Origin of the sequence: Pseudooceanicola sp. HF7 (genome assembly GCF_011806405.1) — a bacterium.
Lineage (GTDB): Bacteria > Pseudomonadota > Alphaproteobacteria > Rhodobacterales > Rhodobacteraceae > Pseudooceanicola.
Genome location: NZ_JAATOW010000021.1, coordinates 16,098 through 40,534, shown reverse-complemented (window position 1 = coordinate 40,534; position 24,437 = coordinate 16,098). Strand labels below are relative to the sequence as shown.

Here is a 24,437-nt window from a genome sequence, read left to right as displayed (position 1 = left end):
GCCCCGGCAACGGGCGCGCGCCCTACTGCGCGCCCGTGGGCCCCTCGACCAGCCGATCCACGATGACCCGCGCCAGCGCCAGGTCCGCAAGGGCGGCGCGCACGCTGGCGCGGAATTCCTCTGGCCCGACTTCGAAGGCCTCGACCTCCAGGAACTTGCGCCGATCCTCGATCAGAAGCTGGAATTGCTGCCCCTCGAAGCGCGCCGAAAGCGCCTTGGGCTCAAGCCCGCGGACCATGGCGACCTCCAATAGGGCATCCAGGAACAGGCCGCTGATCACCTCGCCCGCGTCCTGCGGCTGGGTGGACCAGACCTGGTATTCGCCCGCGCCCGGGCCCGTGCCCATGTCGACCGGGTGCAGCCCGTCGGGGCGCAGGCGCTTGTGGGTCTTCCACTTTGCCCGCGGCTCGATCCGGATCACCGGGACGCGGCGTGGCACCGCCATCTCAAGCAGCAGACCGGCGAAGACCACCACCGTGCGCGTCCTGCGCTTGCCGCCTTGGTGGTAGCTTTCCACCCGGGTCAGGCGCAGCTCCGCCATGCGGTAATCCACCCCGCGCCACGCGCCGGAGAACCCATCCTGAACGCTTGACCCGCTCGATCTGCCGACCATGCGCGCCGCCGACAGCCCCGACAGATTGACGAAACCCGCGGACGGGTCGGACTCATAACGCGCAATCCCGGCAAAGCGCGCCAGCACCGGCGCCACCTCGGCCTTGACGGCAGCGTTGAAACGGCGGCGCTTGGCCTCCCACAGCGCGCGGCCAATCATCGCGATGAAGACCCCGGCGAACAGGCCGATGAAGCGCGACATCACCGTGTCGCCCAGCGGATCGAACAGGAAGAAGCCCACCGCGATCGCGGCCCCCACCCCGGCCAGCGACCAGCCCAGACGGGACGCGCGGCGCGCCACGCGCTCGGCCTCTTCCCGGCTGGCGGCATAGACCGGCCAGACCTCCTCTGCGAAAACCCGGGCAAAGCCCGCCTCATGCGGGGCGTCTTCTGTATATTCCATGGCAGCCTCCTGCGCAGAGACATACCCGTAACACCCCGTTACGCAAGGGAAAAGGCCGCCCCGAAGGGCGGCCCTGATCTCTGATTGCCGTCTGCTGACGACCCGCAGGTCGGCTGAAAGCCAAGGCCAAAAGGCCCCCGGCAAATCACCGCCGGTGCTCAGCCTTTCGTGCGCACGGGATCATGCCCGTAGGTATTGCGCTCACGGATCGTGCCGTCTTCCGCTTGCAGGTAGGCCTCGCCCTTCGTGCCGCGTGCCAGCTCCTTGGCACGTTCCCAGGCCTCTTCCTGGGTATCGAAACGCTCGGTCGCCTCTTCGTTCCCTTCGCGGCGCACTTGCCATCCGCCGTCGGGGTGAGATGCCGCCCAATAGTCTTCGGGATTTGCCATGAGAATTTCTCCTTGGTCATAGCAGTTTCTGGAAAACCAGGGACCTCCTTGCGGAAATCCCTGCATGGTTAGGCACGAAATTGATCTCACACGTCGAGGCCTGTTCCCCTGGATCACGCAACTCGCAAGAGCCGAGTTCACTTGTTCCCGAAACGTGCCATCGTCCTTCGGAAAAAGCCGGGGCGCGGACCTGTGTGTGCCGCGCCCCGACCTTTAAACTCTTAACTGCAGCCCGAGGTTCCCCCGCAGGTGTTGCACTTCATGCAGGTGCCGTTGCGCACAAGGGTGTAATTGCCGCATTCGCCGCAGGCCTCGCCCTCATAGCCCTGCATCTTGGCCTTGGCCCGCGCATCCATCGAAACGGAGCCAGAGCTGATCGCCGTCGTGGTCGCCGCTGCCGCCGCCGCGCCGGAGGCCACCGCGACAGAGGGCGCCGCCATGGTCGCCGCATCGCCCAGCCCGCCGTTCAGCACCAGCAGTTCCTGCGGAAGCCGCTTGCGCAGGTAGCCCGTGGAAGAGATCTGCTTGAGCACTTCCAGCGACTTGGTCGCCGCGCCCTCGGACAGTTCGCGGATGTTGGACACCCCCTCCTGCTCGCCCCGGCCGATATCGTCGAAGGTCGCGCCCTGCGGCTTCACATGGGCCAGGTCCGTGCGGTCCAGGTAGGACACGGCCAGCTCGCGGAAGATGTAATCCAGGATCGAGGTCGCGTTCTTGATGCTGTCGTTGCCCTGCACCATGCCCGCCGGTTCGAACTTGGTGAAGGTGAAGGCATCCACGAATTCCTCCAGCGGCACGCCGTATTGCAGGCCGACCGACACCGCGATGGCGAAGTTGTTCATCATCGCCCGGAAGCCGGCGCCTTCCTTGTGCATGTCGATGAAGATTTCGCCCAGCTTGCCGCCTTCGTATTCGCCGGTGCGCAGGTAAACCTTGTGCCCGCCCACGATGGCCTTCTGGGTGTAGCCCTTGCGGCGTTCCGGCATCTTCTCGCGGCCACGGGCCACTTCCTTGATGACCAGTTTCTCCACGAATTTCTCGGCCAGGACGGCGGCCTTTTCCTGGGCGTTGCCGCTCTCCAGGATCTCGGCGGCCTCGTCGTCATCCTCCACCAGGGCGCTGGCCAGCGGCTGGCTCAGCTTGGAGCCGTCGCGGTACAGCGCATTGGCCTTGATGCCCAGGGACCAGGACAGCTCATAGGCCGCCTTGCAATCCTCGATCGTGGCGTCATTGGGCATGTTGATCGTCTTGGAGATCGCGCCGGAGATGAAGCTTTGCGCCGCCGCCATCATGGTGATGTGGCTGTTGACCGACAGGTAGCGCTTGCCCTTCTTGCCGCAGGCATTGGCGCAGTCGAAGACGCTCAGGTGCTCGTCCTTGAGGAAGGGCGCGCCTTCCAGCGTCATGGTCCCGCAGACGTGGTCGTTGGCTGCCTCGATTTCCGCCCGGGTAAAGCCCAGGTGGCGCAGCAGGTCAAAGGCCGGATCGTTGATCTTCTCCGCCGGGATGCCCAGCGTTTCGCGGCAGAACTCTTCGCCCAGGGTCCACTGGTTGAAGACGAAGCGGATGTCGAAGGCGCTACCAAGGGCGGCATCGACCTTTTCCAGCTCACGCGGGCCGAAGCCGTGCCCGATCAGGGAGGTGTGGTTGATCGCCGGGCAATTGCCAAGGGATCCGTGGCCCACCGCATAGGCGATCATTTCCTCGATCTGGGCAGAGCCATAGCCCAGCTTTTCCAGCGCGGCCGGGACCGAGCGGTTGATGATCTTGAAGTAGCCGCCGCCCGCAAGCTTCTTGAACTTCACCAGGGCGAAATCGGGCTCGATCCCGGTGGTGTCGCAATCCATGACCAGGCCGATGGTGCCCGTGGGGGCGATCACGCTGGTCTGGGCGTTGCGGTAGCCGTTGCGCTCGCCCAGCCGGACGGCCTCGTCCCAGGCGGACATGGCCAGTTGCGGCAGGCGCTCGTCCGGGCAGTTCACCAGGTCCAGCGGCACCGGCTTCACGTCCAGCCCCTCGTAGCCCTCCGTCGCGCCATAGGCGGCGTTGCGGTGGTTGCGCATGACGCGCAGCATGTGATCGGCATTGCGTTCATAGCCCGCGAAGGCACCCAACTCTCCGGCGATTTCGGCGCTGGTGGCATAGGCCACGCCGGTCATGATCGCGGTCAGCGACCCGCAAAGCGCGCGCCCCTCGTCGCTGTCATAGCTATAGCCCATGTTCATCAGCAGCCCGCCGATGTTGGCATAACCCAGGCCCAGGGTACGGAAATCATAGGACAGCTGGGCGATTTCCTTGCTCGGGAACTGCGCCATGGTCACGCTGATTTCCAGCGTCAGTGTCCAGAGCCGCGTGGCATGCATGTAATCGTCGACCTGGAAGCTGCCATCCTCAAGGAAGGTCAGCAGGTTCATCGACGCCAGGTTGCAGGCGGTGTCATCCAGGAACATGTATTCCGAACAGGGGTTGGAGCCCCGGATCGCGCCGTCTTCCGGGCAGGTGTGCCAGGCGTTGACGGTATCGTGGTACTGGATGCCCGGATCGGCACAGGCCCAGGCCGCATGGCCGATGTCTTCCCAGAGGTCGCGCGCCTTGATGGTCTTTGCCACCTTGCCGTCGGTGCGCCGGATCAGCTCCCAGTCGGCATCTTCCTTGACCGCCTTCAGAAAGGCATCCGTCACCCGGACGGAGTTGTTGGAGTTCTGGCCCGACACGCTGGCATAGGCTTCGCTGTCCCAATCCGTGTCATAGGTGGGGAACTCGATGCTGGAATAGCCCTGCTTGGCGTAATCCAACACCCGCTTGATGTAGGTCTCCGGGATCGCGGTCTTCTTGCTGTCGCGGATCGCGGCCTTCAGCGCGGGGTTCTTGGCCGGGTCCACCGCGTCCTCGGACACGCCGTCCCATTGACGGATCGCGCCGAAGATCGCGTTCAGCTTCTGCTCGTGCATCTTGGACCCGGCGACGATGGAGGCAACCTTCTGCTCCTCCTTCACCTTCCAGTTGATGTATTCCTGGATGTCCGGGTGATCGGCATCCACGATCACCATCTTCGCTGCTCGACGGGTCGTGCCGCCCGACTTGATTGCGCCTGCGGCCCGGTCCCCGATCTTCAGGAAACCCATGAGGCCGCTGGATTTGCCCCCGCCCGACAGCCGCTCGCCCTCTGCCCGCAGGGAGCTGAAGTTGGTGCCGGTTCCGGAGCCGTACTTGAACAGCCGCGCTTCACGCACCCAAAGGTCCATGATGCCGCCATCGCTGACCAGGTCGTCCTTGACGGACTGGATGAAGCAGGCGTGCGGCTGGGGATGTTCATAGGCGCTCTTGGACTTGGTGAGCTTACCGGTCTTGTAATCCACGTAATAATGGCCCTGCCCCGGACCGTCGATGCCATAGGCCCAGTGCAGCCCGGTGTTGAACCACTGCGGGGAATTGGGCGCGGCCCTCTGGGTGGCCAGCATAAAGCGCATCTCGTCGAAATAGGCGCGCGCGTCAGCCTCGGTGCTGAAGTAGCCGCCCTTCCAGCCCCAGTAGGTCCAGGCGCCGGCCAGCCGGTCGAAGACCTGCTTGGAAGAGGTCTCTCCGCCCATCTCCGCGCCCTCGGCCGGGACGGAGCGCCACAGGAACTCCGGCACGTCCTTCTCGCGGACCTTCTTGACCTTGCTGGGCACGCCAGCCTTGCGGAAGTACTTCTGCGCGATGACGTCGCTGGCAACCTGGGACCAGGTGACCGGCACTTCAAGTTCATCCAGCCGGAAGACGATCGTGCCGTCGGGATTGCGGATCTCGGACACCGTGGTGCGGAATTCCAGCCCCTCGTAGGCGTCTTTTCCTGCTTGGGTGAACTTGCGCTCGATCTTCATGCCTGGGCCTCATCGTCAGATTGTGCGGTTTGAACGTCCCGGCCGTGCGGCGGCCGGTCTGCTGAAAGCTTGGCGATGGAAGCGCTGTGGAAGACAAAAGAAGACCGCCCCGCAACGCGGGTGAGGAAGGCCCTTCGCCGGGCGTCCTGTCCTGCTCTGTCTACTTAGCTTGGGCCCACTACATCTAGTGGATACTCCCCTCGCCGGGTCAATCTGCGGTATTGTACGCGTATCGGTCAATTCCATTTGTCATGTTTTTTTGGATTATTTTTGTTGACCGTTGTTATCCCCAGGGCCGCGATTCTCAGGCCAAAACCATCCCCTGCCGCCGGGTCGGAAAAAGCCCTTTTGTTACAGACCATTTGCCGGCGTGGCTCAGGATATGCGTGAACTTCTCCACAGCGTGCTGAGGATAAGCTTTTGTTAATAAATTAGGTTCAACCACCAGATATCGCGAGGGGTTCTGGCTCGTCCCTACCAGATCTGGGGGCAACCGGCAGAGAATCGCCCCCGAATTGGTCACGCCTTTCCTGCGAATCCCGCGCGGCGATGCGGCCCTCAGGCCATGCGGCGCAGCGTGCCGTCGCGCAGCAGCCATTGATGGACCAGCGCCATCAGCACATGCCCCGTCACCAGCACCAGCAGCGTCCAGGCCAGAAACCCATGCACTGCATCGGCCGGCGCGGTCATCCATGGCACGGCAGTCTCCCGCCCCGCAAAAACCTCTGTGCCAAAGGCGCGCAACGGGCGCGTCCCGCCCAGGGCGCGCAGCAGCGCGAGCGACGGCACCACCAGCAGCAGAAGATAGAGCACCCCCTGCCCGGCCTTGGCCAGTTTGCCCAGCCATCCGTCCCCATGCGGGGGCCGCCGCCCCGCGTTCAGCCCCGCCCAGACAAGCCTCAGCAGGATGAGGGCCAGCAGCATCAGACCGACGCTGGCATGCGTACCCACGAAAAAGGCCGCCAAGGGCTGGCGCCCCAGCACCAGCTTCACCGCCATGCCCAGCCATTGCCAGGCCAGCAAGGCGGCCATGGCCCAATGCAGCACGCGGGTGACCGGGCCATAGCTGTCGGGGCGGTCCATCAGACCGCTGCGGGGGGAAGGGCTTGTCATGTCAGTCTCCGTCAGGAACGCTCTGGAAAAGGGCGCCTTGGTAGACCGAAGCCATGCCTGGGCGGGCGGCGCGATCTTGCCTGCCCGGCGGCGCTTGGCAAGACGGACCCGGTCACGCCTGGGTGAGCACCCCCGGCAAAGGCCCCCTGAAACCCGCGCACCCCTTTGAAACGGAAAAGGCCCGGCGCGGGGTTTCCCCTACGCCGGGCCTTTGCTCTCAACCTTCCGCCTGCGGAGGGTTGGAAAATGGTCGGGGCGGAGAGATTCGAACTCCCGACCCTCTGTTCCCAAAACAGATGCGCTACCAGGCTGCGCTACGCCCCGGACCGTGCGCTTCTTTAGCGAAGCCCGTGGCAATTGAAAAGACGTTTCCGTCGCCTTTCAGTGGCTTTCGCTTATTGCAGGACGGGCGCGGGTGCGGACCCTGCGTCAGCCTCTCCTGCTGCATCTGTCGCCGGCTCCGGCAACGGGCCGTCGCCCTCGGCGGGCGCGACCGGATCGCTGTCGGCACAGGGCCAGGCGGCCAGCGCGGGATCGATCCGGGGATGGCGCAGCACCGCGCCGGGGGCGATGCCCATGCGCGCGGCCAGCCCGCCGTTGATCTCAAGCACGTATTGCACGTTGTCCCCGCCGGGCAGCGACGTGGTGTCCTGCGGCTTGCCGGTGCGGATCGCCTGCACCCGCCCATCGGGATTGAGGTAGAGGATATCCAGCGGGATCAGCGTGTTCTTCATCCAGAAACTGCGCGGACCCGGCGCTTCGAAGACAAAGAACATGCCCGCGCCGCTCGACATCTGCTCCCGGAACATCAGCCCACGGGCGCGCTCTTCGGGCGTCACGGCCAGTTCCACGCGAAAGCGCGCCACGCCATTGTCTGACCGGATCTCAACCCGGTCCGGGCGGCAGGCCTCTTCTGCGAAAATCGGCGCCGCGGCCAGGCTGGCCAGCGCAAGAGCGGTGAAACGGATGGCCCGGGTGATCGGCAGTCTCATGGAGCGTCCTCTTCTGCGCCGGGCATCGGTTACTTGATCGCGGCTTCCCAGGCGCTCACCTCGGATGCCATGCGGCCCCGCTTGCCGTCAACGATGCGCAGGGCGACGGCCTCTCCGGGCCCTAGATCCGCCAGGCCAGAGGCCCGCAATACCTCGATATGTATAAAGACGTCCTCGGCGCGTCCAAAGACATTTGCGAATCCGAAGCCCTTGATCTTGTCGAACCATTTCACCCGTGCCGGTTCCAGCGGCAGATCGCGGATCTGCTCGGCGGTGAATTCCTCGAAATCGGCAAGCGGGATCGTCCCGCCCTCCGGCCGCTCGATCTGAAGAACCTCGATCGCCTGTTCGCCGCGGTCCGTGCTCTGGACCACCAGGGACACGCGCGCGCCCTCCGCGACCGAGTTCTGGCCGAAATTGCGCAGCACATTGGCGTGCAGCAAGATGTCCTTGCCGCCGCCCTCTGCCAGTACAAACCCGAAACCCCGCACGGGATCGAACCATTTCACCCGGCCTTCGACGGTCCGGCTGATGTTTTCTCGCTGGTTCACTTGATACCCCACCGTCTTTGCCCGCCCCCGCCCTGTCCCGACCGGCAGCGGCAACACATTACTCATACGTATAAATTTGCCCAGGAAAGATCGTGATCCGACGCCACTAGGCAGGCCGCGCCGAATCGCAGGCAGACATATCCGCGAAATTAAGGGTTCAAACGGTTAACAACCCATGAATCAGTTCCACTTTCGCGCGACCAGCGGAACCGATCATGCAACCTGAAGGCGCCATCAGCCCAAAATTCTATCTCAACAGGGGTAATCCTATAGCCGCCCCAGAACGGCGGGCGTGGCGGATTGGGCCCCTTCTTGGCAGAGACCTTGGCAACTTCGGCCATCAGCGTGGCCCGGCTGTCCAGCGGCTGGGACTGCTTGGAGGCCCAGGCCCCCAGGCGCGACTTCACCGAGCGCGACTTGTAATAGGCATCCGCTTCCGGCCCGTCGAAACGGGTGATCTCTCCGCGCACGCGCAGCTGGCGGCGCAGGGTCTTCCAATGCATCACGAAGGCCGCCTTGCCGGCGCTGTCCAGCTCCTTGCCCTTCACGCTTTCATAGTTCGTATAAAAGACGAAACCGTCGTTCAGGATATCCTTCAGCAGAACCATGCGGACATTGGGCAGGCCGGTGGGATCCACAGTGGCCAGGGCAATGGCGTTCGGGTCGTTGATCTCGATGGCTTCGGCATCGGCCAACCAGTTGCGGGCAATCTGGAAGGGGTCCTCGCCGGCGAAGATTCCGGTGCGATCGGGCCCGTTGGGATCAGACATGGGCATGTTCTCCTGATGATGATCCGCAATACCGCGAGCGATGTCTCAAGGGCAAGGCCCGCCCCGGCCCGGCGTCTGAATTCGCGCCAGCTGTTGACGCAAAGCCCCCCGGCCGCAGCCCCTGCCCCCTTGACGCCCGCACATTCCTGCAAGCCCCGTTTCGCAAAAACGCCCGGGCCCCGCGCGCCCCAGGGCACCGCGGCATCGTGATCACAGCCTCAAACCGCGTCCCAAGCGACCCCCGCCCACGGGCCCGGCAGACTTGAAGCGCTCCCCCCTATCGCCTAAAGGAGTCTGACCGGATCAGACCGGGCAGAAAAGCAGAAGGCGGAGAGCGCGAATGGCGAACACTCTGATGGCGGGCAAGCGGGGCCTCATCATGGGGCTGGCGAATGACAAATCCATCGCCTGGGGCATCGCCCAGGCGCTTGCGGATGCAGGAGCAGAGCTGGCCTTCACCTATATGGGTGAACAATTCAAGAAACGCGTCGTGCCGCTGGCCGACAAGCTTGGCGTGACCAGGCTGTATGACTGCGACGTGGGCAACGAAGCCTCCATCGACGCAGCCTTCGACGCGTTGAAGGCCGAATGGGGCGAGATCGATTTCATCGTCCATGCCATCGGCTTCTCCGACAAGGGCGAGCTGCGCGGGCGTTACATCGACACCAGCCGCGCCAACTTCTCCATGACCATGGACATCTCCGTCTACAGCTTCACCGCCGTGGCGCAGCGTGCCGAAAAGCTGATGCCCAACGGGGGCTCCATGCTGACGCTCACCTATTACGGCGCCGAACAGGTCATGCCCCATTACAACGTCATGGGTGTTGCCAAGGCCGCGCTTGAAGCCTCGGTGAAATACCTGGCCGAGGACCTGGGCAAGGACGGCATCCGCGTCAACGCGATCTCTGCCGGCCCGATCAAGACCCTGGCCGCCTCCGGCATCGGCGATTTCCGCTACATCCTGAAATGGAATGAGCTGAACTCCCCCCTGCGCCGCAACGTGACGATCGAGGACGTGGGCAAATCCGCCCTCTACCTTCTGTCGGACCTCGGCTCCGGCGTGACGGGTGAGAACCTGCATGTGGATTCGGGCTACCACATCGTCGGCATGAAAGCCGTCGACGCGCCCGACATCGACAAGAGCTGACCTTGCTCGCCGTCCTGCTCCCCGTTTTCGCGGTCCACCTGCTGGCCGCGATGAGCCCCGGACCCGCCGTGCTGATGACCATGCGCGTCTCCATGACGCGCGGGGTCCATGCCGGCGTGATGTTCTCTTTCGGGCTCGCCATCGGGGCGCTGGTCTGGGCCTGTGCCGCGCTTTTCGGCTTGGCCGCCCTGTTCGAGGTCGCGCCGCGCCTGCTGATCGCGATGAAGCTGATCGGCGCGCTCTACCTTGTCTGGATCGCCATCAAGATGTGGCGCGGTGCCGCCACGCCGCTGGTGATCGAGGGCGCAGAGCCGCTGCGCCGCTCTCCCCTGCGGCTGACGCTGCTGGGGATCACCACGCAGCTGGCCAACCCCAAGCCGGCCATCTTCTTCGGCGCGGTCTTCATCACCCTGGTGCCGCCCCATGCCGATCCCGCGACCTTCGCGGCGGTGCTGGCCGTGGTCTTCTTCAATGAAGCCGCCTGGAACATCCTGCTGGCGCGCCTCTTCTCGCTTTCGCGGGCCAGGGCCTGCTATACCCGCCTCAAGGCACCCATCGACCGCGTCCTCGGGGCCGGGCTTGCCGCCCTGGGCCTCAAGATCGCCACGACCTGAAGGATCAGAGTCATGACTGAATTCCTGCCCCATGAAAAAGGCTTCCACGTTTCCTGGGACCAGCTGCACCGCGATTCCCGTGCGCTGGCCTGGCGCCTGGACAACCACGGTCCCATGGACGGCGGCGCCTGGAAGGCCGTCGTGGCCATCACCCGCGGCGGCATGGCCCCGGCGATGATCGTCGCGCGTGAGCTGGACATTCGCACCGTGGATACGATTTCCGTGAAATCCTACCATTCCGGCGGCGGCAAGGCCGATCAGCGCCGCGAGGCAGAGGTGCTGAAATCCCCCGATGCAGAGATGATGGGTGACGGCACCGGCATCCTGATCATCGATGACCTGGTGGACACCGGCAAGACGCTGGAACTGGTGCATTCGCTCTATCCCAAGGCGCATGTCGCCACGGTCTACGCCAAACCCCAGGGCCGCCCGCAGGTCCAGACCTTCATCACGGAGGTCTCCCAGGATACATGGATCTTCTTCCCCTGGGACATGGCGCTGCAATACGTCGAACCCTATCGCGGCAAGGACTGATCCCAGACCCGCATCGCGACCCAAACGAAAACGGGCGGCCCCAGCAGGCCGCCCGTTTGCTTTTTATCCCTCAGACCTCAGAGCGCCTTGTAAGCCGCCGCCAGGTCTTCTTTCCAATCGGATGACTTGCGCCCGATCAGCCCCTCCAGCTCTGCACTGCTGCCGTTGAGGTCGCCGTTGGCGGCATGGGCGGAACTGTCGGCCAGCATATGCGCCACAACCTCCGGCAGGCCGCTTTTCAGGTAAACGTCCTTCAGCGCGGCCTCGGGCATATCGGCATAGCCAACCTCCTTGCCGGCAAGACGCCCCGCCTCGGCGGCGAATTCTTCCATGTCGTAGCTTTGCGATCCGGCCAGCTCATAGGTCCCTTCCGGGCTGTCGGAGGTCAGGACCACGGCGGCGGCCTCGGCGTAATCGGCCCGGGCGGCGCTGGCATAGCGGCCCTTGCCGCTTGCCCCGATAAAGGCCCCGGCCTCAAGCGATTGCGCCAGGCCCATCAGCATGTTCTCCGTGTACCAACCGTTGCGCAGGAAGGCGAAAGGCAGGCCAGAGGCGCGGATCGCCTCTTCGGTCGCCTTGTGATCGACGGCCAGCCAGAGCCCGCTTTCCTCGGCCCGCAGGATGGACGTGTAAGCGATCAGGCTCACGCCCTCTGCCTTGGCGGCCTCGATCACGCTGGCATGCTGAGCCTGGCGGTCATTGCCCACTTCGCTGCCCGAAATCAGCAGCACCCGGTCGATGCCCTTCATCGCGGCGGCCAGGGCCGGCGCATCGCCATAGGCGCCCATGCGGACCTCGACGCCCTGCTCTTTCAGCGGCGCGGCCGCCTCTTCGCGGCGCACCAGCGCCACCACCTGCTCCGGCGCGACGCGCTTGAGCAGCTCACTGACCACGAGGGAGCCCAGCTGGCCCGATGCACCGGTGACGAGGATCTTTCCGTCCATGTTCTGTCCTTTCAGGGAATCGACCAGCCTTCCGGATGGTCTCAAATTGCGATATGGTCTCATATCTAGACCTATTGGCCGCGCCCGTGAAGGAGGCAGTAATTCATGACCAGGGAACATCCGGGTAACCCCGTCGTCCTGACCCCCGCTGCCCGGGAAGTGCTGCGCGGCTTTTCCCGCAACTCCGCCGCCGGTTTCGCCCCCGGGGCGGATGCAAACCTGGGCGCCTGCCCGGTGCGCGACGTGCTGGCCCGCGTCGGGGACAAGTGGAGCCTGCTGATCCTTGTCGCCCTGTCAGAGCAGCCCCGCCGCTTCAGCGCCCTGCAACGCGAGGTCGGGGATATCTCGAAGCGGATGCTGACCCAATCCCTACGCATGCTGGAACGCGACGGGCTGGTCTCGCGCCAGGTCTTCCCGACCAAGCCGCCCTCGGTCGAATATGCGCTGACCTCACTGGGTGAGGCCGCGCTGGTCCCGGTGGCCGGGCTGCTGCACTGGGCCTCCGGCGCTCATGAACAGATCCGCGCCGCCCGCGCCGCCTACGACGCGCTTGAGGGCTAAGGATGGCGCGCCGCTTAACCGGGCCATGATTGCGCCCCCCGCGCCCTGCGGCACGCGAAACCGGCGTCCCAAGCGCCGTCCTACCCCACGGCCGCTTCCCCTTCTCCGGGCGCTTTGCTAGCGTCCGGCCAACCCCGTGAAAGCCTTACCAGGGCCTCACCGGACCGCGCGCTGCGCACCGACGTGATACCGACGTCATACCGACACGATACAGACGCGCCACCGACCCGCTTTTTCGCCCTTTCGGAGACCCCTGAATGACCGCCTTTTCCACCCGCACCTCCGCCACCTTCCTGCCCCCCGTGATGGAGGCGCGGCGCTGGATCGCGGGGGTGGATTTTCCCCCGGACCGGCCCCTGATCAATGTCTCCCAGGCGGCCCCAGTGGCCCCGCCGCCCGCGCCGCTGGTCGCCGCCATGAAAGAGGCGCTGGACCAGACCGAGACGCATCTTTACGGCCCCGTCCTGGGCCTGCCCGCGCTACGCGCCCGGATCGCGGCAGACTGGTCCGCGGCCTATGGCGGCACCCTGCGCGCGGCCCAGGTGGCGATCACCGCGGGCTGCAACCAGGCCTTCTGCGCCACCATGATGGCGCTGACCCGTGAAGGGGATGAAGTTCTTATTCCAACCCCCTGGTACTTCAACCATAAAATGTGGCTCGACATGTCCGGCGTCCGGGCCGTTCCGCTGCCCTGCGAAAGCGATTTCCTGCCCGATCCCGACCGCGCCGCCGCCCTGATCACGGAGCGCACCCGCGCCATCGTGCTGGTCACGCCCAACAATCCCACGGGCCGCGAATACCCGCCGGAGCTGATCGCGGCCTTCCGCGACCTCTGCCGGACGCGCGGCCTCCGGCTGGTGCTGGATGAGACCTATCGCGATTTCCATGCCTCGACTGAGGCCCCCCACGCGCTGTTCCAGGACCCCGACTGGGACGATACCCTGGTGCAACTTTATTCCTTTTCAAAGGCTTATCGCCTGACCGGTCACCGCACCGGCGCCATCGTCACCTCCGAAGCCCTGCTTGCAGAAATCGAGAAGTTCCAGGATACCGTGGCCATTTGCGCCCCCCAGCTGGGCCAGCACGGCGCGCTCTGGGGGATGGAGAACCTCTCGCAATGGCTGGCCGGCGAACGGGCAGAGATCCTCTCGCGCCGCGCCGCCATGGAAGCCGGGAAAGAGCGCCTGGCTGACGCCGGCTGGACCCTGCATTCCGTCGGGGCCTATTTCGCCTATCTCTCTCATTCCACTGGGAAATCCTCCGCCGATCTGGCGCCGGAACTGGTGCGCACCCATGGCATCCTGATGCTGCCGGGCACCATGTTCATGCCGGCCGATGACCCCGCCGGACAGGCCCAGATGCGCGTCGCCTTCGCCAACCTCGACAGCGCCGGGATCGCCAGCTTCCTCGACCGCCTCACCGCGAACTGATGATGGGTCCGCTTGCCCCTTGTCGGGCAAGCCTTTAACAAGACCAGCAATGAAGAAACGGCGCCCCAGAGGCGCTTGCTATCGGCAGAGGGAGCCCCATGGCGAACAAGAAATCCAAGGTGCTGATGTGGGGCCTTCTGGGCCTGCTGGTCGTCGGCCTCGGCGGCTTCGGCGCCACCTCCTTTTCCGGCTCCGTCCAGGAAGTCGGCCATGTAGAGGACAAGCCCATCCGCCTGACCGCCTATGCCAACGGCGTTCAGAACCAAATGTCTCAAATGTCTCAACAATTCGGCCAGACCATCGGCTTCCAGCAGGCAGAGATGTTCGGCATTCCCAACGCCGTGCTCTCGGGCCTGGTGACCGATCGGGCACTGGATGTCGAAGCCGAAACGCTGGGCCTTTCGGTGGGCGATGACACCGTGGGCCGCTCGATCATGCAGATCCCGGCCTTCCAGGGGCCGAACGGCGATTTCTCCCGAGACAGCTACGAGTTCGCGCTGCAGAACGCCGGCCTGACCGATTCCGAGTTCGAGGCCGATCTGCGCGATGAAAGCGCGCGCTCCCTGCTGCAAACCGCCGTGATCTCCGCCACGCGGATGCCGCCGGCCTACCTGGATACGCTGGTTTCCTATTCCGCCGAAACGCGCCAGATCACCTATGCCCGCGTCTCCTACGCGCAGCTTCAGGACGAGGTCGCCGAACCCGACGATGCCGCGCTGGAAGAATTTTACAACGCGAATATAGATACTTACACGGCGCCAGAGAAGAAGCGGATCACCTATGCGCTGCTCTCGCCGGACATGGTGATCGACCAAGTCGAGATCAGCGATGAGGCGATCCGCGATCAGTACGAGGCGCGCATCGACGAATTCGAACAGCCCGAACGCCGCCTTGTCGAACGCCTTGTTTACCCCAGCGAAGAGGCCGCGCAGACCGCGATGGACCGCCTGACCGCCGGTGAAGTCGACTTTGACACGCTGGTCACGGATCGCGGGCTGAAGCTCTCGGATGTGGACCTGGGCGATGTGGCGGTCGAGGATCTCGGCTCTGCCGGAGAGGCCGTCTTTGACGCCGCCTCCGGGGATGTCGTCGGCCCGCTCGCCAGCGATTTCGGCCCGGCCCTGTTCCGCGTGAACGGGGTTCTTGGTGAAACATCAACCGATTACGAGGAAGCCGCCGCCCTGATCCGCGATGAGCTGGCCGCCGATGCCGCGCGCCGCCTGGTCACGCAATCCACCGAACCGGCGGATGACCTGCTGGCAGGCGGGGCCACCCTGGAAGAGCTTGCCGAAGAAGAAGGCATGGCGCTGGAAACCATCGACTGGGCACCGGGCATGAGTGACGGCATCGCCGCCTACGCCGATTTCGCCGAAGCCGCAGAGGCCCTCACGGAAGAGGACTATCCCGCGATCCTGTCGCTGGACGATGGCGGCATCTTCGCCATGCGCCTGGACGAAGTCGTGCCCGCCGCTCCGATCCCCTTCGATGAGGCCCGCAGCCAGGTTGCCAAGGACTGGATCGCCGATGCCCGCCGCAAGGCCTTCCGCGACCGTGCCGAAGAGCTGATGGCAGAGATGGACGCCGGTGCAAGCTTCACCGACCTCGGCCTGACGCCGATGACCGATGAAAGCGTCACGCGCAACGGCCAGGTTCTTTCCACGCCCGAAGGCTTCAACGATCTCGTCTTCGCCATGGAAGAGGGCAGCCGCCGTGTGACCGAAGGCTTCGATGCCGCGCTGATCGTGCAGCTTGATACCGTCACTCCCCCGGCAGAGGATGATCCCAACCTGGAGTCCATGCGCTCGGCACTTGGGCAGCAGATCTCCAGCTCGCTGGCCAATGACCTCTACCAGATCTACGCCCAGGACATCCGCAACGGCGTGTCGGTCTACATCAACCAGGAAGCGCTGAACGCGGTGAACGCTCAGTTCCCCTAAGCCCCTGAAGGTGCATCGAAACCTGGAAGGTCCGGGCTCAGATCGCCGCCAGAGCCTGCTTAAACAACATGGGCCGCGCAATTGCGCGGCCCACTCCTTTGGATCTGTTCTTTTACGGGCCGGGGCGCTCAGTCCTGCGCCGCCTGCCCTTCGGTCAGCACCGCAGAGACCGGCGCAAGCGCCACGCCATCGGCCCGGTCCGTCAGACCCCAGACCAGCAGGGCCGACAGGGTCTCCGGCCGCAGGTGGCCCAGCATGACCACGCCGTTCCCGGGCCGCGCCAGGTTGGCGCCAAAGTCCAGGAAACGGCGCATCAGCGCGCGATCCTCGCCTGCGCCGTCGAATTCACGGAATAGCGTTGCCGCCGGCACGCCTTCGCGTTCGGCGATCTTGCGGGCCACGTCCTCGCCCTCCGGATAAAGCACCAGGCCGTAGCCCTGTTCGGACAGGCGGGCGGCCAGCGCGGTTGCCCCGTCTGCGCCCTGTTGCAGGGCGCCCGGCGCGGCTTCCAGCAGGCCCACGCTCTCGGGCAGCGCGGCAAACCAGTCCTGCCCCGCGTCGCCCCGTGCCAGCACTTCCAGACCCGCCTCGCGGTAGCGCGCCATGGCCTCTGCCGCGCCCTCCTGGGCGGGGTCGATGGCGATGCTCAGCGGATGGGGGAACTCCCGCAGGCGGTTCAGCAGCGCCGGCGTAGCATCCCCCTCGTCGATCAGCACCACCGCCATGCGGGGCCGGCCATCCGCGCCCTCGAAGGGCATGGCGTTGCTCTCGATCGCGGGCAGAGCCGGCGCATCCGGCGTGGGCTGTGCGTCGGGCTCGGGTTGGGCACCGGCCTCGGGATCAGGTTGCGGCTCCGGGCGGATCAGGCCGTTTTCTGCCGGCTCAGGCTCCGGGAAGGGCTGCGCAGGCGGGGGTTTATCCGGGGTTTCAACGGCTTCAGGCTGCGGATCAGCTTCGGGCCCTTCTCCGGCTTCGGGTGCAGGTTGACCCTCTGGCGCCGCCGTGGCGGCAGGCTCTTCAGCTTCCTCGGTCACCTCGACCGGGGCCGCGTCGCTCTGCGGTGCCTCTTCAGCCGCATCCGCTCCCGGCGCGGTCTCTTCCACGCTCTGCGCTGCGCTTTCCGGTTCCCCGATTTCCTGTTCCGCGCCGGGCTCTGCCGCCTCGGCAGGCACATCCACTGCCGTTTCCTCCACGGCATCGGACCGGCCGATCTGCGGATAGGGCAGCAGCCCTAGCGCCACGACCAGCAGCCCGATGGCCACCACCACGCCCCAAATCAAACCTGTAATTGTTCCGCGCAGCACGGAATGCTCCTTCCTGCGGGGTTGGCCCCGCTTCGCACGCCATCACCGCGTGACACGAGCGCTCCGGAGCGCGGTAAACGCGACGGAGGCCCTTGACGCTGCGACGCTGGCGCGGGATTGATGTTCGCGGCCTTTCCGGCCGGTTTTGCCCAGCTATTGGGTCCGGGCCGGACTATACCACCATATCCGGCCTCGGAAAGAGGAAGAGGAAAACCCGATGTCCGATGCCATCAAACCGCTCATCGCAGCTGCAGCCAGCCGCCCGCTTACCCGGGAAGAGGCAGAAACAGCCTTCACCATCCTCTTTGAGGGCGAGGCGACACCAAGCCAGATCGGCGGCCTGCTGATGACCCTGCGCACGCGGGGCGAGACGGTGGATGAATACGCCGCCGCCGCCGCCGTCATGCGGGCCAAGTGCAAATCCGTCACCGCCCCCGCAGGCGCCATCGACATCGTCGGCACCGGGGGCGACGGCAAGGGCACGCTGAACATCTCCACCGCTGCGGCCTTCGTCGTGGCCGGGGCCGGCGTGACCGTGGCCAAGCACGGCACCCGCAACCTGTCGTCCAAATCCGGCTCTGCCGATGCGCTGTCCGAGATGGGCGTGAACGTCATGGTCGGCGCCGAGATCGTCGAGAAATGCCTTGAGGCCGCCGGCATCGCTTTCATGATGGCACCCATGCATCACCCGGCCATGGCCCATGTCGGCCCGACGCGGGTGGAACTGGGCACACGCACGATCTTCAACATCCTGGGACCGCTGACGAATCCCGCGGGCGTCACGCGCCAGCTGACCGGGGCCTTCAACCGCGATGTCATCCGCCCCATGGCCGAAACCCTGGGCAAGCTCGGCTCCGAAAAGGCCTGGCTGGTGCATGGGGCCGACGGCACGGATGAGCTGACCATCACCGGCGTCAGCTGGGTCTCTGCCCTGGAGGAAGACGGCTCCATCCGCGATTTCGAGCTTCATCCCGAAGAAGCCGGCCTGCCGATCCATCCCTTTGCCGATATCGTCGGCGGCACCCCGTCCGAAAACGCCCAGGCCTTCCGCGCGCTGCTGAACGGTCAGCCCTCTGCCTACCGCGATGCGGTTCTGCTGAACGCCGCCGCCGCACTGGTGGTCGCGGGGCGCACGCAGGACCTGAAAGAGGCCTGCGGAATCGCCGCCGAAAGCATCGACAGCGGCGCGGCCCTGGGCCGGATTCAGACCCTGGCCAAGATCACCACCGCATGAGCCTGCCCGACAGCTGGGCCCACCTGCCCTTTTTCACCACCGATTACCCCCGGATCGCCGCAGCCATCGCGGCGGACCCGCGCCAGATCCTGCCGCCGCAAGAGCAGCGCTTTGCCGCGCTCGCGCTCTGCCCCCCGCAGGACACGCGCGTCGTCATCCTGGGCCAGGATCCCTACCCGACGCCCGGCCATGCGCATGGGCTGGCCTTTTCGGCAGAGCCAGAGGTCAGGCCGCTGCCGCGCTCGCTCGGCAATATCTACAAGGAAATGCAGGAAGACATTGGCGCCTGCCCGCCCAATGCCGAGCTGCGCTTCTGGGCCCGCCAGGGGGTGCTGCTGCTCAACACCGCGCTCTCGGTCCCGGCGGGTGAGGCCAACGGCCACGCCAAGCTGGGCTGGACAGAGCTGACCCGCCAGGTGCTCAGCACGCTGTCGGACCGGCCAAGGGCCTTCCTGCTGTGGGGGAAACCCGCGCAGGGGTATGCGCGTTACATCACCGGGACGGATCACCTGATCCTCGCCAGCCCTCATCCTTCTCCGCTGTCCGCGCGGCGTGGATTTTTTGGCAGCCGCCCATTTTCATCGGTAAACAACTGGCTTACTGACAGGGGCGAGCCGCCGATCAACTGGACCAATCCGGGAGCCGCGACATGACAGAAAACGTCCTCGACCGCATCAAGGCCTACAAGCTGGAAGAGGTCGCCGCCGCCAAGGCAGAGCGCTCTCAGGCCGATATCGAAGATGCCGCGCGCAATGCCCCGGCTATTCGCCCCTTTGCCGAAGCGCTGAACACCAAGGCCCGCGAAGGCTTTGGCCTGATTGCCGAAATCAAGAAGGCATCGCCCTCCAAGGGGTTGATCCGCGAAGATTTCGATCCCGCCGCCCATGCCGCTGCCTATGAAGCCGGGGGCGCTGCCTGCCTCTCCGTGCTGACGGACGGCCCCTCTTTTCAGGGCGCGCCCGAATTCCTGGTGCAGGCGCGCGAAGCCTGTGAGCTGCCGGTACTGCGCAAGGATTTCATCTATGACACCTATCAGGTCGCCCAGGCCCGCAGCTGGGGCGCCGATTGCATCCTGCTGATCATGGCCTCCCTTGAGGACGGCCAGGCGGCAGAGCTGGAGGCCGCCGCCTTTGAATGGGGCATGGATGTGCTTATCGAGATCCACGACAAGGAAGAGCTTGAGCGCGCCACGCTGCTGAAAAGCCCCCTGATGGGCATCAACAACCGCAACCTCAAGACCTTCGAGACGACGCTGGAAACCTCGCGCAAGCTGGCCCGTATCGTGCCCGAAGATCGCACCATCGTGTCGGAAAGCGGGCTGAACACGCCCGATGACCTGACGGAGCTGGCCCAATACGGCGCGCGCTGCTTCCTGATCGGCGAAAGCCTGATGCGGCAGCCCGACGTGGAAAGCGCAACGCGCGAGATCCTGAGCCAGGCCAAGGTGCCCGGCATGTCCGGCATGCTCTGAAAGGGTCGCGTCATGGCGCTCACGCATTTCGATGGCAAGGGCGACGCCCATATGGTCGATGTCTCGGAAAAGGCCGCGACCGCGCGGCTGGCCGTGGCAGAGGGCTGGGTGAAGATGCAGCCCGAAACCCTGGCGATGATCACTGGCGGGAATGCCAAGAAGGGCGATGTGGCCGCCGTGGCTCGTCTGGCCGGGATCATGGGCGCCAAGCGCACCTCTGACCTGATCCCGCTCTGCCATCCCCTGCCCATCACCAAGGCCGCGGTAGAGATCAACCCCGATCCCGACCTGCCCGGCCTGCGGATCGAGGCAACGGTCAAGACCTCCGGCCAGACCGGGGTGGAGATGGAAGCGCTGACAGCCGTCTCGACCGCTGCCCTGACGATCTACGACATGGTCAAGGCCGCGGATCGCGGTATGGAAATCGGCGGCATCCGCTTGCTGTTGAAGGAAGGCGGCAAATCCGGCCGCTTCCAGGCCGAATGATCACCGTCACGCAGGCCCTTGAGGCGCTCTTTGCCCTCGTGCGCCCGCTGCCCACGGAAACCGTGGACCTGCGCCAGGCTGCGGGCCGCGTCCTTGCCAGCCCTGCCGTGGCGCGCCGCGACCAGCCCCCTTTTGCCGGCTCCGCCATGGATGGCTATGCCCTGCGCAATGCAGAGGCCACGCCGGGCGCCCGCTTCCGCGTGGTGGGCGAATCCGCTGCCGGTCACCGTTTTGACGGCACCCCGGGGCCAGGCGAATGTATCCGCATCTTCACCGGCGCCCCGGTGCCCGAAGGCTGCGATCGCGTCATCATCCAGGAGGATGTCACGCGCGACGGCGACACGATCACCCTGGGCGACACCCTGGACAAGGGCATGCACATCCGCCCGGCGGGCGCCGATTTCCGCATCGGTGATCAGCTGCAGGCCCCCCGCGTGATCTCACCCTCTGATGTGGCGCTGCTGGCGGCGATGAACGTGCCCCGGGTGCCCGTCACCCGCGCGCCGGTCGTGGCGCTGATCTCCACCGGGGATGAGCTTGTCCTGCCGGGCGAAGACCCCGGCCCCGACCAGATCATCTCTTCCAATACCTTCGGGCTTGAGGCCCTGTTCCGGGCCCTTGGCGCACGCACCCGGCTGCTGCCCATCGCGCGGGACACCCGCGAAAGCCTTTTCAGCTGTTTCGAGCTTGCGCGCGGGGCGGACCTGATCGTGACCATCGGCGGGGCCTCCGTTGGCGATCATGACCTCGTGGGGCGCGTGGCGCAGGAGCTTGGCCTGGACCAGAGCTTCTACAAGGTGGCCATGCGGCCCGGAAAACCACTGATGGCCGGGCGGCTTGGCGATGCCATGATGATCGGCCTGCCCGGTAACCCGGTCTCTGCCATGGTCTGCGGCCATGTCTTCGTGGCCCCGGTGCTGCGCGCCATGCTGGGCCTTCCCGCCCAGCCCGCGCCGCGCCAAAGCGCCCCGCTGACCGAAGCCCTGCCCGCCAATGGCCCGCGCGAACACTACCTGCGCGCCGTGCTGACCCCGGGCGGCATCGCGGCCGCGCCGCGCCAGGACAGCTCGCTCCTGACGGTGCTGGCAGAGGCCAATACCCTGTTGATCCGACCCGCCAATGCCCCGGCCGCCGCCCCGGGTGAGCGGGTCGACTACCTTGTCCTTTGACATCATTCCGCCGGCCAAGTGCTTCATATTCCAAGCGGATTGACACAAAACGGGAACACCTGTAGAACAAACCCAAACAAGGGGCGAAAAGCCCACTGATTGAGGAGCCACAGGCATGTTGACCCGGAAACAGCTCGATCTGCTGGAATTCATCCACAAGCGGGTGCAGCGGGACGGCGTGCCGCCCTCCTTCGATGAAATGAAGGAAGCGCTGGACCTGCGGTCCAAGTCCGGGATCCACCGTCTGATCACGGCGCTTGAGGAACGCGGCTTCATCCGCCGCCTCGCCCACCGGGCCCGCGCGATAGAGATCGTCAAACTGCCCGACAGCATTGCCAAGGCGCCCTCCAACTTCACGCCCCGCGTGATCGAAGGCGGGGCTGCCAAGCCCGCGCCGAAACCCGCCACCCCGCCGATGCCCGATGGCGTTCATGCCATCGAACTGCCCGTCATGGGCCGCATCGCCGCCGGCGTCCCGATCGAGGCTATCTCGGAACCCTCCCACAACATCGCCGTGCCCGGTGCCATGCTGCGCTCCGGCGCGCATCACTATGCGCTTGAGGTGAACGGGGATTCCATGATCGACGCCGGGATCAACGACGGCGACGTGGTGATCATCCGCGAGACCGCCACCGCCGATGACGGCGATATCGTGGTGGCACTGGTGGATGGCAAGGAAGCCACCCTGAAGAAGCTCTACCGCAAGAAGGGCGAAGTGGTCCTGGTGGCAGAGAACCCCGCCTATGAACCCCGCAACCTGTCGCCTGACCGGGTGCGCGTGCAGGGCCGGCTTGTCGGGCTGATCCGCTCCTACTGAAGGGCGGCCAGCGGGATGGCTTTCGTCTTTGGCAGGATCTCCCGCAGCTGATCCTGCAGCGCCGGGATCTGTCCCGGTGCGGACCAGTATCGCCTGCCCGTCACCTGCCGCGCGGTGACCTCCCACCAGCCCTCCGCAGTCGCATAAAGCGCCACGGCTCCGCTTTGCCGCAGGCTGTCCAGATCGTAGATCCGGCAGCCTGTCGTGCCCGGGGCCAGCTCTGCGGCGGTGTTCAGCACCAGCACGCCCCCCGCGGGGCATGGCCCAGCCGCTGCGGCTGCGCGCTTGCCGGTCACATGACGGACGGGGCCGTCGGGCCAGCGCCCTGCCGCCACCTCCTGGCTGGCCCGGTCACCGTCGTTTTCCAACCAGACCGTCGCCACGAACCCCTGCGCGCGCTCTCGGCTCAGGGCGCGGCCGTCCGGCGTCATCACGCCGACCAGCCCGCCGCTTTCCGCGATCAGCACCCCTGGCCGCGTGGTCTGGGACCAGAGCCAGAAGGCGGCCAGGATCGGCAGCACCCCCAGCCAGCGCCACCGCCCGACCCAGAGCACGATGACAAGCGCGCCAAGGGCCAGCATCGGCAGCACCTCCGGCGCGGGGGCGCGGACCGTGCCGCGTGCACCCTCCAGCGCGGACACACGGGCCGCCACCCAAAGGATCCAGTCCAGCCCCAGCCCCATGACCCAGAGCGGCAGCGCCTGCAGCCCGAAGGGCATGGCGATCACCGCCACCAGCGCCGCAGGGATCACCAGCGTGCCCATGACCGGGACGGAAAGCAGATTGGCCAACAGCCCGTAATGGGCGATCTGGTTGAAATGCGCCGCCGCCACCGGGGCCGTGGCCGCCCCCGCCACGGCAGAGGACAGCACCAGCGTCAGCACCTTGCCCTTCCAGCCCGCAACCCGCCAGTCGCGCTCCCGCATCCCGGCAAAGACCGCCACCAGCGCCAGCGTCGCGGCAAAGGACATCTGGAAGCCGGGGGACAACAGCGCCTCTGGCCGCAGGATCAGGACGATCAACGCAGCCAGCGCCACCGCCCGCAGGGAAATCGCCTTGCGCAGGACCATCACGGCGATCAGCGCCACCGCGGCCATGACATAGGCCCGCTCCGTCGCGATGGAGCCGCCCGCCATCAGCAGGTATCCCGTCGCCACCACCAGCGCCGCCCCCGCCGCCATCGGCTTGATCGGCCAGTAGAGCGTGGCGCGCTGCGACAGGGCCAGCCCCTTGCGCACGGCGACAAAGACGAAGCCCGCCAGCAGCCCCATGTGCAGCCCGGAGATCGCCAGCAGATGCGCCAGGTTTGACACCCGCAGCGTCGCAAGCGTCTCCTGCCCCATGCCGGAGCGGTCCCCCGCCGTCACCGCTGCCGCAAAGGCCCCGGTTTCCCCCGGCAGCCCCTGCTGAAAGGCGCGACTGAGCGCCATGCGCCAGCGAAAGATCACGCCCTCGCGGGGGTTTGGCGGCTCCAGCAGCATTAGCGGCACACGAGTGTAGCCGACCGCGCCAAGGCGCAGGAACCAGGAATGACGCTGGAAATCAAAGCCGCCGGGCTCCACCGGCCCGCCGGGGGGCGAAAGGTGGGCAGTGGTCATGACGCGGGCGCCGGGGCGCGGCTCTGTCCCCTCAGGCCCGTGCAGGGAAATCCGCACCCTTTCCGGTACGCGATCGGGGGGCACGCGGTCCAGCCGCACGCGATCCAGCGTCAGCCGCACCGCGTCAGAGGCCGACCTGTCGATGCCCACGATCCGCCCCTCCACGGGGCCATAATAGCGCCAGCCCAGCACCGGGGCCGCGACCGACTGCGCCCGCCATCCGGCCAGCACAAGCCCGCCGCAGATCAACGCCAGTCCCAGCAGCAGCGGCTGCACCACCGGCCCCGCGCGCCAGGAGGCAAGGGCCGCAACCAACCCGAACAGGAAACACCCCGCCAGCCAGCCCAGCCCCGGCTCTGCCCGCAGCGCGAAAAACAGGCCAATGCCAATCCCAAGGCACACCGGCACCCAATGAAACAGGTTGCCCCGCTGGGCCAGCAAGGCCCCCGCAAGGTAAGCTCCGGTCCGCTGCACTTGTCTCGCCTCCGGCCCGCCGAT

The 24,437-nt window shown here is 66.0% G+C and carries 22 protein-coding genes and 1 tRNA gene; 12 read left to right on the top strand and 11 right to left on the bottom strand.

Annotated elements, in window-relative coordinates; all coding sequences use genetic code 11:
• Positions 1-22: 22 nt before the first annotated feature.
• The 8 genes from HCZ97_RS12900 to pdxH all read right to left on the bottom strand — a co-directional run bounded on the left by HCZ97_RS12900 (position 23) and on the right by pdxH (position 8,693).
• Positions 23-1,015, bottom strand: coding sequence for a DUF456 domain-containing protein (locus HCZ97_RS12900; protein WP_167689124.1), 993 nt, complete (start codon positions 1,013-1,015; stop codon positions 23-25).
• Positions 1,016-1,173: 158 nt separating this feature from the next.
• Positions 1,174-1,404 carry a DUF2188 domain-containing protein gene (locus HCZ97_RS12895; RefSeq protein WP_167689123.1) on the bottom strand — a complete coding sequence of 77 codons (231 nt, stop codon included), beginning with the start codon at positions 1,402-1,404 and terminating at the stop codon, positions 1,174-1,176.
• A 221-nt stretch (positions 1,405-1,625) separates the two neighbouring features.
• Entirely contained in the window at positions 1,626-5,267 is a 3,642-nt protein-coding gene (locus HCZ97_RS12890) for a vitamin B12-dependent ribonucleotide reductase (RefSeq protein ID WP_167689122.1), read from the bottom strand.
• Between the two features lie 558 nt (positions 5,268-5,825).
• A complete protein-coding gene (locus HCZ97_RS12885; protein WP_217701784.1) occupies positions 5,826-6,380 on the bottom strand; it encodes a cytochrome b in 555 nt (184 codons plus the stop codon).
• A gap of 247 nt (positions 6,381-6,627) precedes the next feature.
• Positions 6,628-6,704, bottom strand: a tRNA-Pro gene (locus tag HCZ97_RS12880).
• A gap of 71 nt (positions 6,705-6,775) precedes the next feature.
• Positions 6,776-7,372, bottom strand: coding sequence for a DUF192 domain-containing protein (locus HCZ97_RS12875; protein ID WP_167689121.1), 597 nt, complete (start codon positions 7,370-7,372; stop codon positions 6,776-6,778).
• A 29-nt stretch (positions 7,373-7,401) separates the two neighbouring features.
• A complete protein-coding gene (locus HCZ97_RS12870; RefSeq protein ID WP_368484371.1) occupies positions 7,402-7,923 on the bottom strand; it encodes a cold-shock protein in 522 nt (173 codons plus the stop codon).
• Positions 7,924-8,072: 149 nt separating this feature from the next.
• A complete protein-coding gene (gene pdxH, locus HCZ97_RS12865; protein WP_167689119.1) occupies positions 8,073-8,693 on the bottom strand; it encodes a pyridoxamine 5'-phosphate oxidase in 621 nt (206 codons plus the stop codon).
• Positions 8,694-9,033: 340 nt separating this feature from the next.
• On the opposite strand from pdxH, the gene fabI reads away from it, so the two are divergent.
• The 3 genes from fabI to gpt are packed head-to-tail and all read left to right on the top strand — an operon-like array spanning position 9,034 to position 10,988.
• Positions 9,034-9,840 carry an enoyl-ACP reductase FabI gene (gene fabI / locus HCZ97_RS12860; RefSeq protein ID WP_167689118.1) on the top strand — a complete coding sequence of 269 codons (807 nt, stop codon included), beginning with the start codon at positions 9,034-9,036 and terminating at the stop codon, positions 9,838-9,840.
• Between the two features lie 2 nt (positions 9,841-9,842).
• Positions 9,843-10,454 (top strand): LysE family translocator, encoded by a 612-nt coding sequence (locus tag HCZ97_RS12855; RefSeq protein ID WP_254871508.1) that lies wholly within the window; start codon positions 9,843-9,845, stop codon positions 10,452-10,454.
• A gap of 12 nt (positions 10,455-10,466) precedes the next feature.
• The gene (gene gpt, locus HCZ97_RS12850; protein ID WP_167689117.1) at positions 10,467-10,988 is read left to right on the top strand and encodes a xanthine phosphoribosyltransferase; all 522 of its coding nucleotides are present in this window, start codon (positions 10,467-10,469) and stop codon (positions 10,986-10,988) included.
• Positions 10,989-11,065: 77 nt separating this feature from the next.
• Here gpt and HCZ97_RS12845 read toward each other — a convergent pair whose 3' ends face one another.
• Complete coding sequence (locus HCZ97_RS12845; RefSeq protein ID WP_167689116.1) at positions 11,066-11,932, bottom strand: NAD(P)H-binding protein; 867 nt, start codon at positions 11,930-11,932, stop codon at positions 11,066-11,068.
• A 105-nt stretch (positions 11,933-12,037) separates the two neighbouring features.
• Here HCZ97_RS12845 and HCZ97_RS12840 point away from each other — a divergent pair, with 105 nt between their 5' ends.
• The 3 genes from HCZ97_RS12840 to HCZ97_RS12830 all read left to right on the top strand — a co-directional run bounded on the left by HCZ97_RS12840 (position 12,038) and on the right by HCZ97_RS12830 (position 15,860).
• Positions 12,038-12,493 carry a helix-turn-helix domain-containing protein gene (locus tag HCZ97_RS12840; protein ID WP_167689115.1) on the top strand — a complete coding sequence of 152 codons (456 nt, stop codon included), beginning with the start codon at positions 12,038-12,040 and terminating at the stop codon, positions 12,491-12,493.
• 257 nt (positions 12,494-12,750) lie between these two features.
• Positions 12,751-13,923 carry an aminotransferase gene (locus HCZ97_RS12835; RefSeq protein WP_167689114.1) on the top strand — a complete coding sequence of 391 codons (1,173 nt, stop codon included), beginning with the start codon at positions 12,751-12,753 and terminating at the stop codon, positions 13,921-13,923.
• A gap of 98 nt (positions 13,924-14,021) precedes the next feature.
• Positions 14,022-15,860, top strand: coding sequence for a SurA N-terminal domain-containing protein (locus HCZ97_RS12830; RefSeq protein ID WP_167689113.1), 1,839 nt, complete (start codon positions 14,022-14,024; stop codon positions 15,858-15,860).
• 128 nt (positions 15,861-15,988) lie between these two features.
• Here the strand turns inward: HCZ97_RS12830 and HCZ97_RS12825 are convergent, their stop codons facing one another.
• The gene (locus HCZ97_RS12825) at positions 15,989-17,164 is read right to left on the bottom strand and encodes a divergent polysaccharide deacetylase family protein (RefSeq protein ID WP_167689112.1); all 1,176 of its coding nucleotides are present in this window, start codon (positions 17,162-17,164) and stop codon (positions 15,989-15,991) included.
• A gap of 217 nt (positions 17,165-17,381) precedes the next feature.
• Between HCZ97_RS12825 and trpD the strand changes: the two genes are divergently transcribed.
• The 6 genes from trpD to lexA all read left to right on the top strand — a co-directional run bounded on the left by trpD (position 17,382) and on the right by lexA (position 22,341).
• Positions 17,382-18,398, top strand: a complete 1,017-nt coding sequence (gene trpD, locus HCZ97_RS12820) for an anthranilate phosphoribosyltransferase (RefSeq protein ID WP_167689111.1) — start codon at positions 17,382-17,384, stop codon at positions 18,396-18,398.
• A complete protein-coding gene (locus HCZ97_RS12815) occupies positions 18,395-19,051 on the top strand; it encodes a uracil-DNA glycosylase (RefSeq protein WP_167689110.1) in 657 nt (218 codons plus the stop codon). The genes trpD and HCZ97_RS12815 overlap by 4 nt, the downstream gene beginning before the upstream one ends.
• The gene (gene trpC, locus HCZ97_RS12810) at positions 19,048-19,869 is read left to right on the top strand and encodes an indole-3-glycerol phosphate synthase TrpC (protein WP_167689109.1); all 822 of its coding nucleotides are present in this window, start codon (positions 19,048-19,050) and stop codon (positions 19,867-19,869) included. The genes HCZ97_RS12815 and trpC overlap by 4 nt, the downstream gene beginning before the upstream one ends.
• A gap of 12 nt (positions 19,870-19,881) precedes the next feature.
• A complete protein-coding gene (gene moaC / locus HCZ97_RS12805; protein WP_167689108.1) occupies positions 19,882-20,355 on the top strand; it encodes a cyclic pyranopterin monophosphate synthase MoaC in 474 nt (157 codons plus the stop codon).
• Positions 20,352-21,524 (top strand): gephyrin-like molybdotransferase Glp, encoded by a 1,173-nt coding sequence (glp, locus tag HCZ97_RS12800; protein WP_167689107.1) that lies wholly within the window; start codon positions 20,352-20,354, stop codon positions 21,522-21,524. The genes moaC and glp overlap by 4 nt, the downstream gene beginning before the upstream one ends.
• Positions 21,525-21,639: 115 nt before the next feature.
• Positions 21,640-22,341, top strand: a complete 702-nt coding sequence (gene lexA, locus HCZ97_RS12795; RefSeq protein WP_167689106.1) for a transcriptional repressor LexA — start codon at positions 21,640-21,642, stop codon at positions 22,339-22,341.
• On the opposite strand, the gene HCZ97_RS12790 is transcribed toward lexA, so the two are convergent.
• Entirely contained in the window at positions 22,335-24,413 is a 2,079-nt protein-coding gene (locus tag HCZ97_RS12790; protein ID WP_368484370.1) for a ComEC/Rec2 family competence protein, read from the bottom strand. The two genes, lexA and HCZ97_RS12790, sit on opposite strands and share 7 nt — an antisense overlap.
• Positions 24,414-24,437 lie beyond the last annotated feature (24 nt).

Bases quoted from the DNA above. Each gene is read 5' to 3' on its own strand.
- HCZ97_RS12900 (WP_167689124.1), bottom strand. From the start codon at position 1,015: ATGGAATATACAGAAGACGCCCCGCATGAGGCGGGCTTTGCCCGGGTT.
- HCZ97_RS12895 (WP_167689123.1), bottom strand. From the start codon at position 1,404: ATGGCAAATCCCGAAGACTATTGGGCGGCATCTCACCCCGACGGCGGA.
- HCZ97_RS12890 (WP_167689122.1), bottom strand. From the start codon at position 5,267: ATGAAGATCGAGCGCAAGTTCACCCAAGCAGGAAAAGACGCCTACGAG.
- HCZ97_RS12885 (WP_217701784.1), bottom strand. From the start codon at position 6,380: ATGACAAGCCCTTCCCCCCGCAGCGGTCTGATGGACCGCCCCGACAGC.
- HCZ97_RS12875 (WP_167689121.1), bottom strand. From the start codon at position 7,372: ATGAGACTGCCGATCACCCGGGCCATCCGTTTCACCGCTCTTGCGCTG.
- pdxH (WP_167689119.1), bottom strand. From the start codon at position 8,693: ATGTCTGATCCCAACGGGCCCGATCGCACCGGAATCTTCGCCGGCGAG.
- fabI (WP_167689118.1), top strand. From the start codon at position 9,034: ATGGCGAACACTCTGATGGCGGGCAAGCGGGGCCTCATCATGGGGCTG.
- gpt (WP_167689117.1), top strand. From the start codon at position 10,467: ATGACTGAATTCCTGCCCCATGAAAAAGGCTTCCACGTTTCCTGGGAC.
- HCZ97_RS12845 (WP_167689116.1), bottom strand. From the start codon at position 11,932: ATGGACGGAAAGATCCTCGTCACCGGTGCATCGGGCCAGCTGGGCTCC.
- HCZ97_RS12840 (WP_167689115.1), top strand. From the start codon at position 12,038: ATGACCAGGGAACATCCGGGTAACCCCGTCGTCCTGACCCCCGCTGCC.
- HCZ97_RS12835 (WP_167689114.1), top strand. From the start codon at position 12,751: ATGACCGCCTTTTCCACCCGCACCTCCGCCACCTTCCTGCCCCCCGTG.
- HCZ97_RS12830 (WP_167689113.1), top strand. From the start codon at position 14,022: ATGGCGAACAAGAAATCCAAGGTGCTGATGTGGGGCCTTCTGGGCCTG.
- trpD (WP_167689111.1), top strand. From the start codon at position 17,382: ATGTCCGATGCCATCAAACCGCTCATCGCAGCTGCAGCCAGCCGCCCG.
- HCZ97_RS12815 (WP_167689110.1), top strand. From the start codon at position 18,395: ATGAGCCTGCCCGACAGCTGGGCCCACCTGCCCTTTTTCACCACCGAT.
- trpC (WP_167689109.1), top strand. From the start codon at position 19,048: ATGACAGAAAACGTCCTCGACCGCATCAAGGCCTACAAGCTGGAAGAG.
- moaC (WP_167689108.1), top strand. From the start codon at position 19,882: ATGGCGCTCACGCATTTCGATGGCAAGGGCGACGCCCATATGGTCGAT.
- glp (WP_167689107.1), top strand. From the start codon at position 20,352: ATGATCACCGTCACGCAGGCCCTTGAGGCGCTCTTTGCCCTCGTGCGC.
- lexA (WP_167689106.1), top strand. From the start codon at position 21,640: ATGTTGACCCGGAAACAGCTCGATCTGCTGGAATTCATCCACAAGCGG.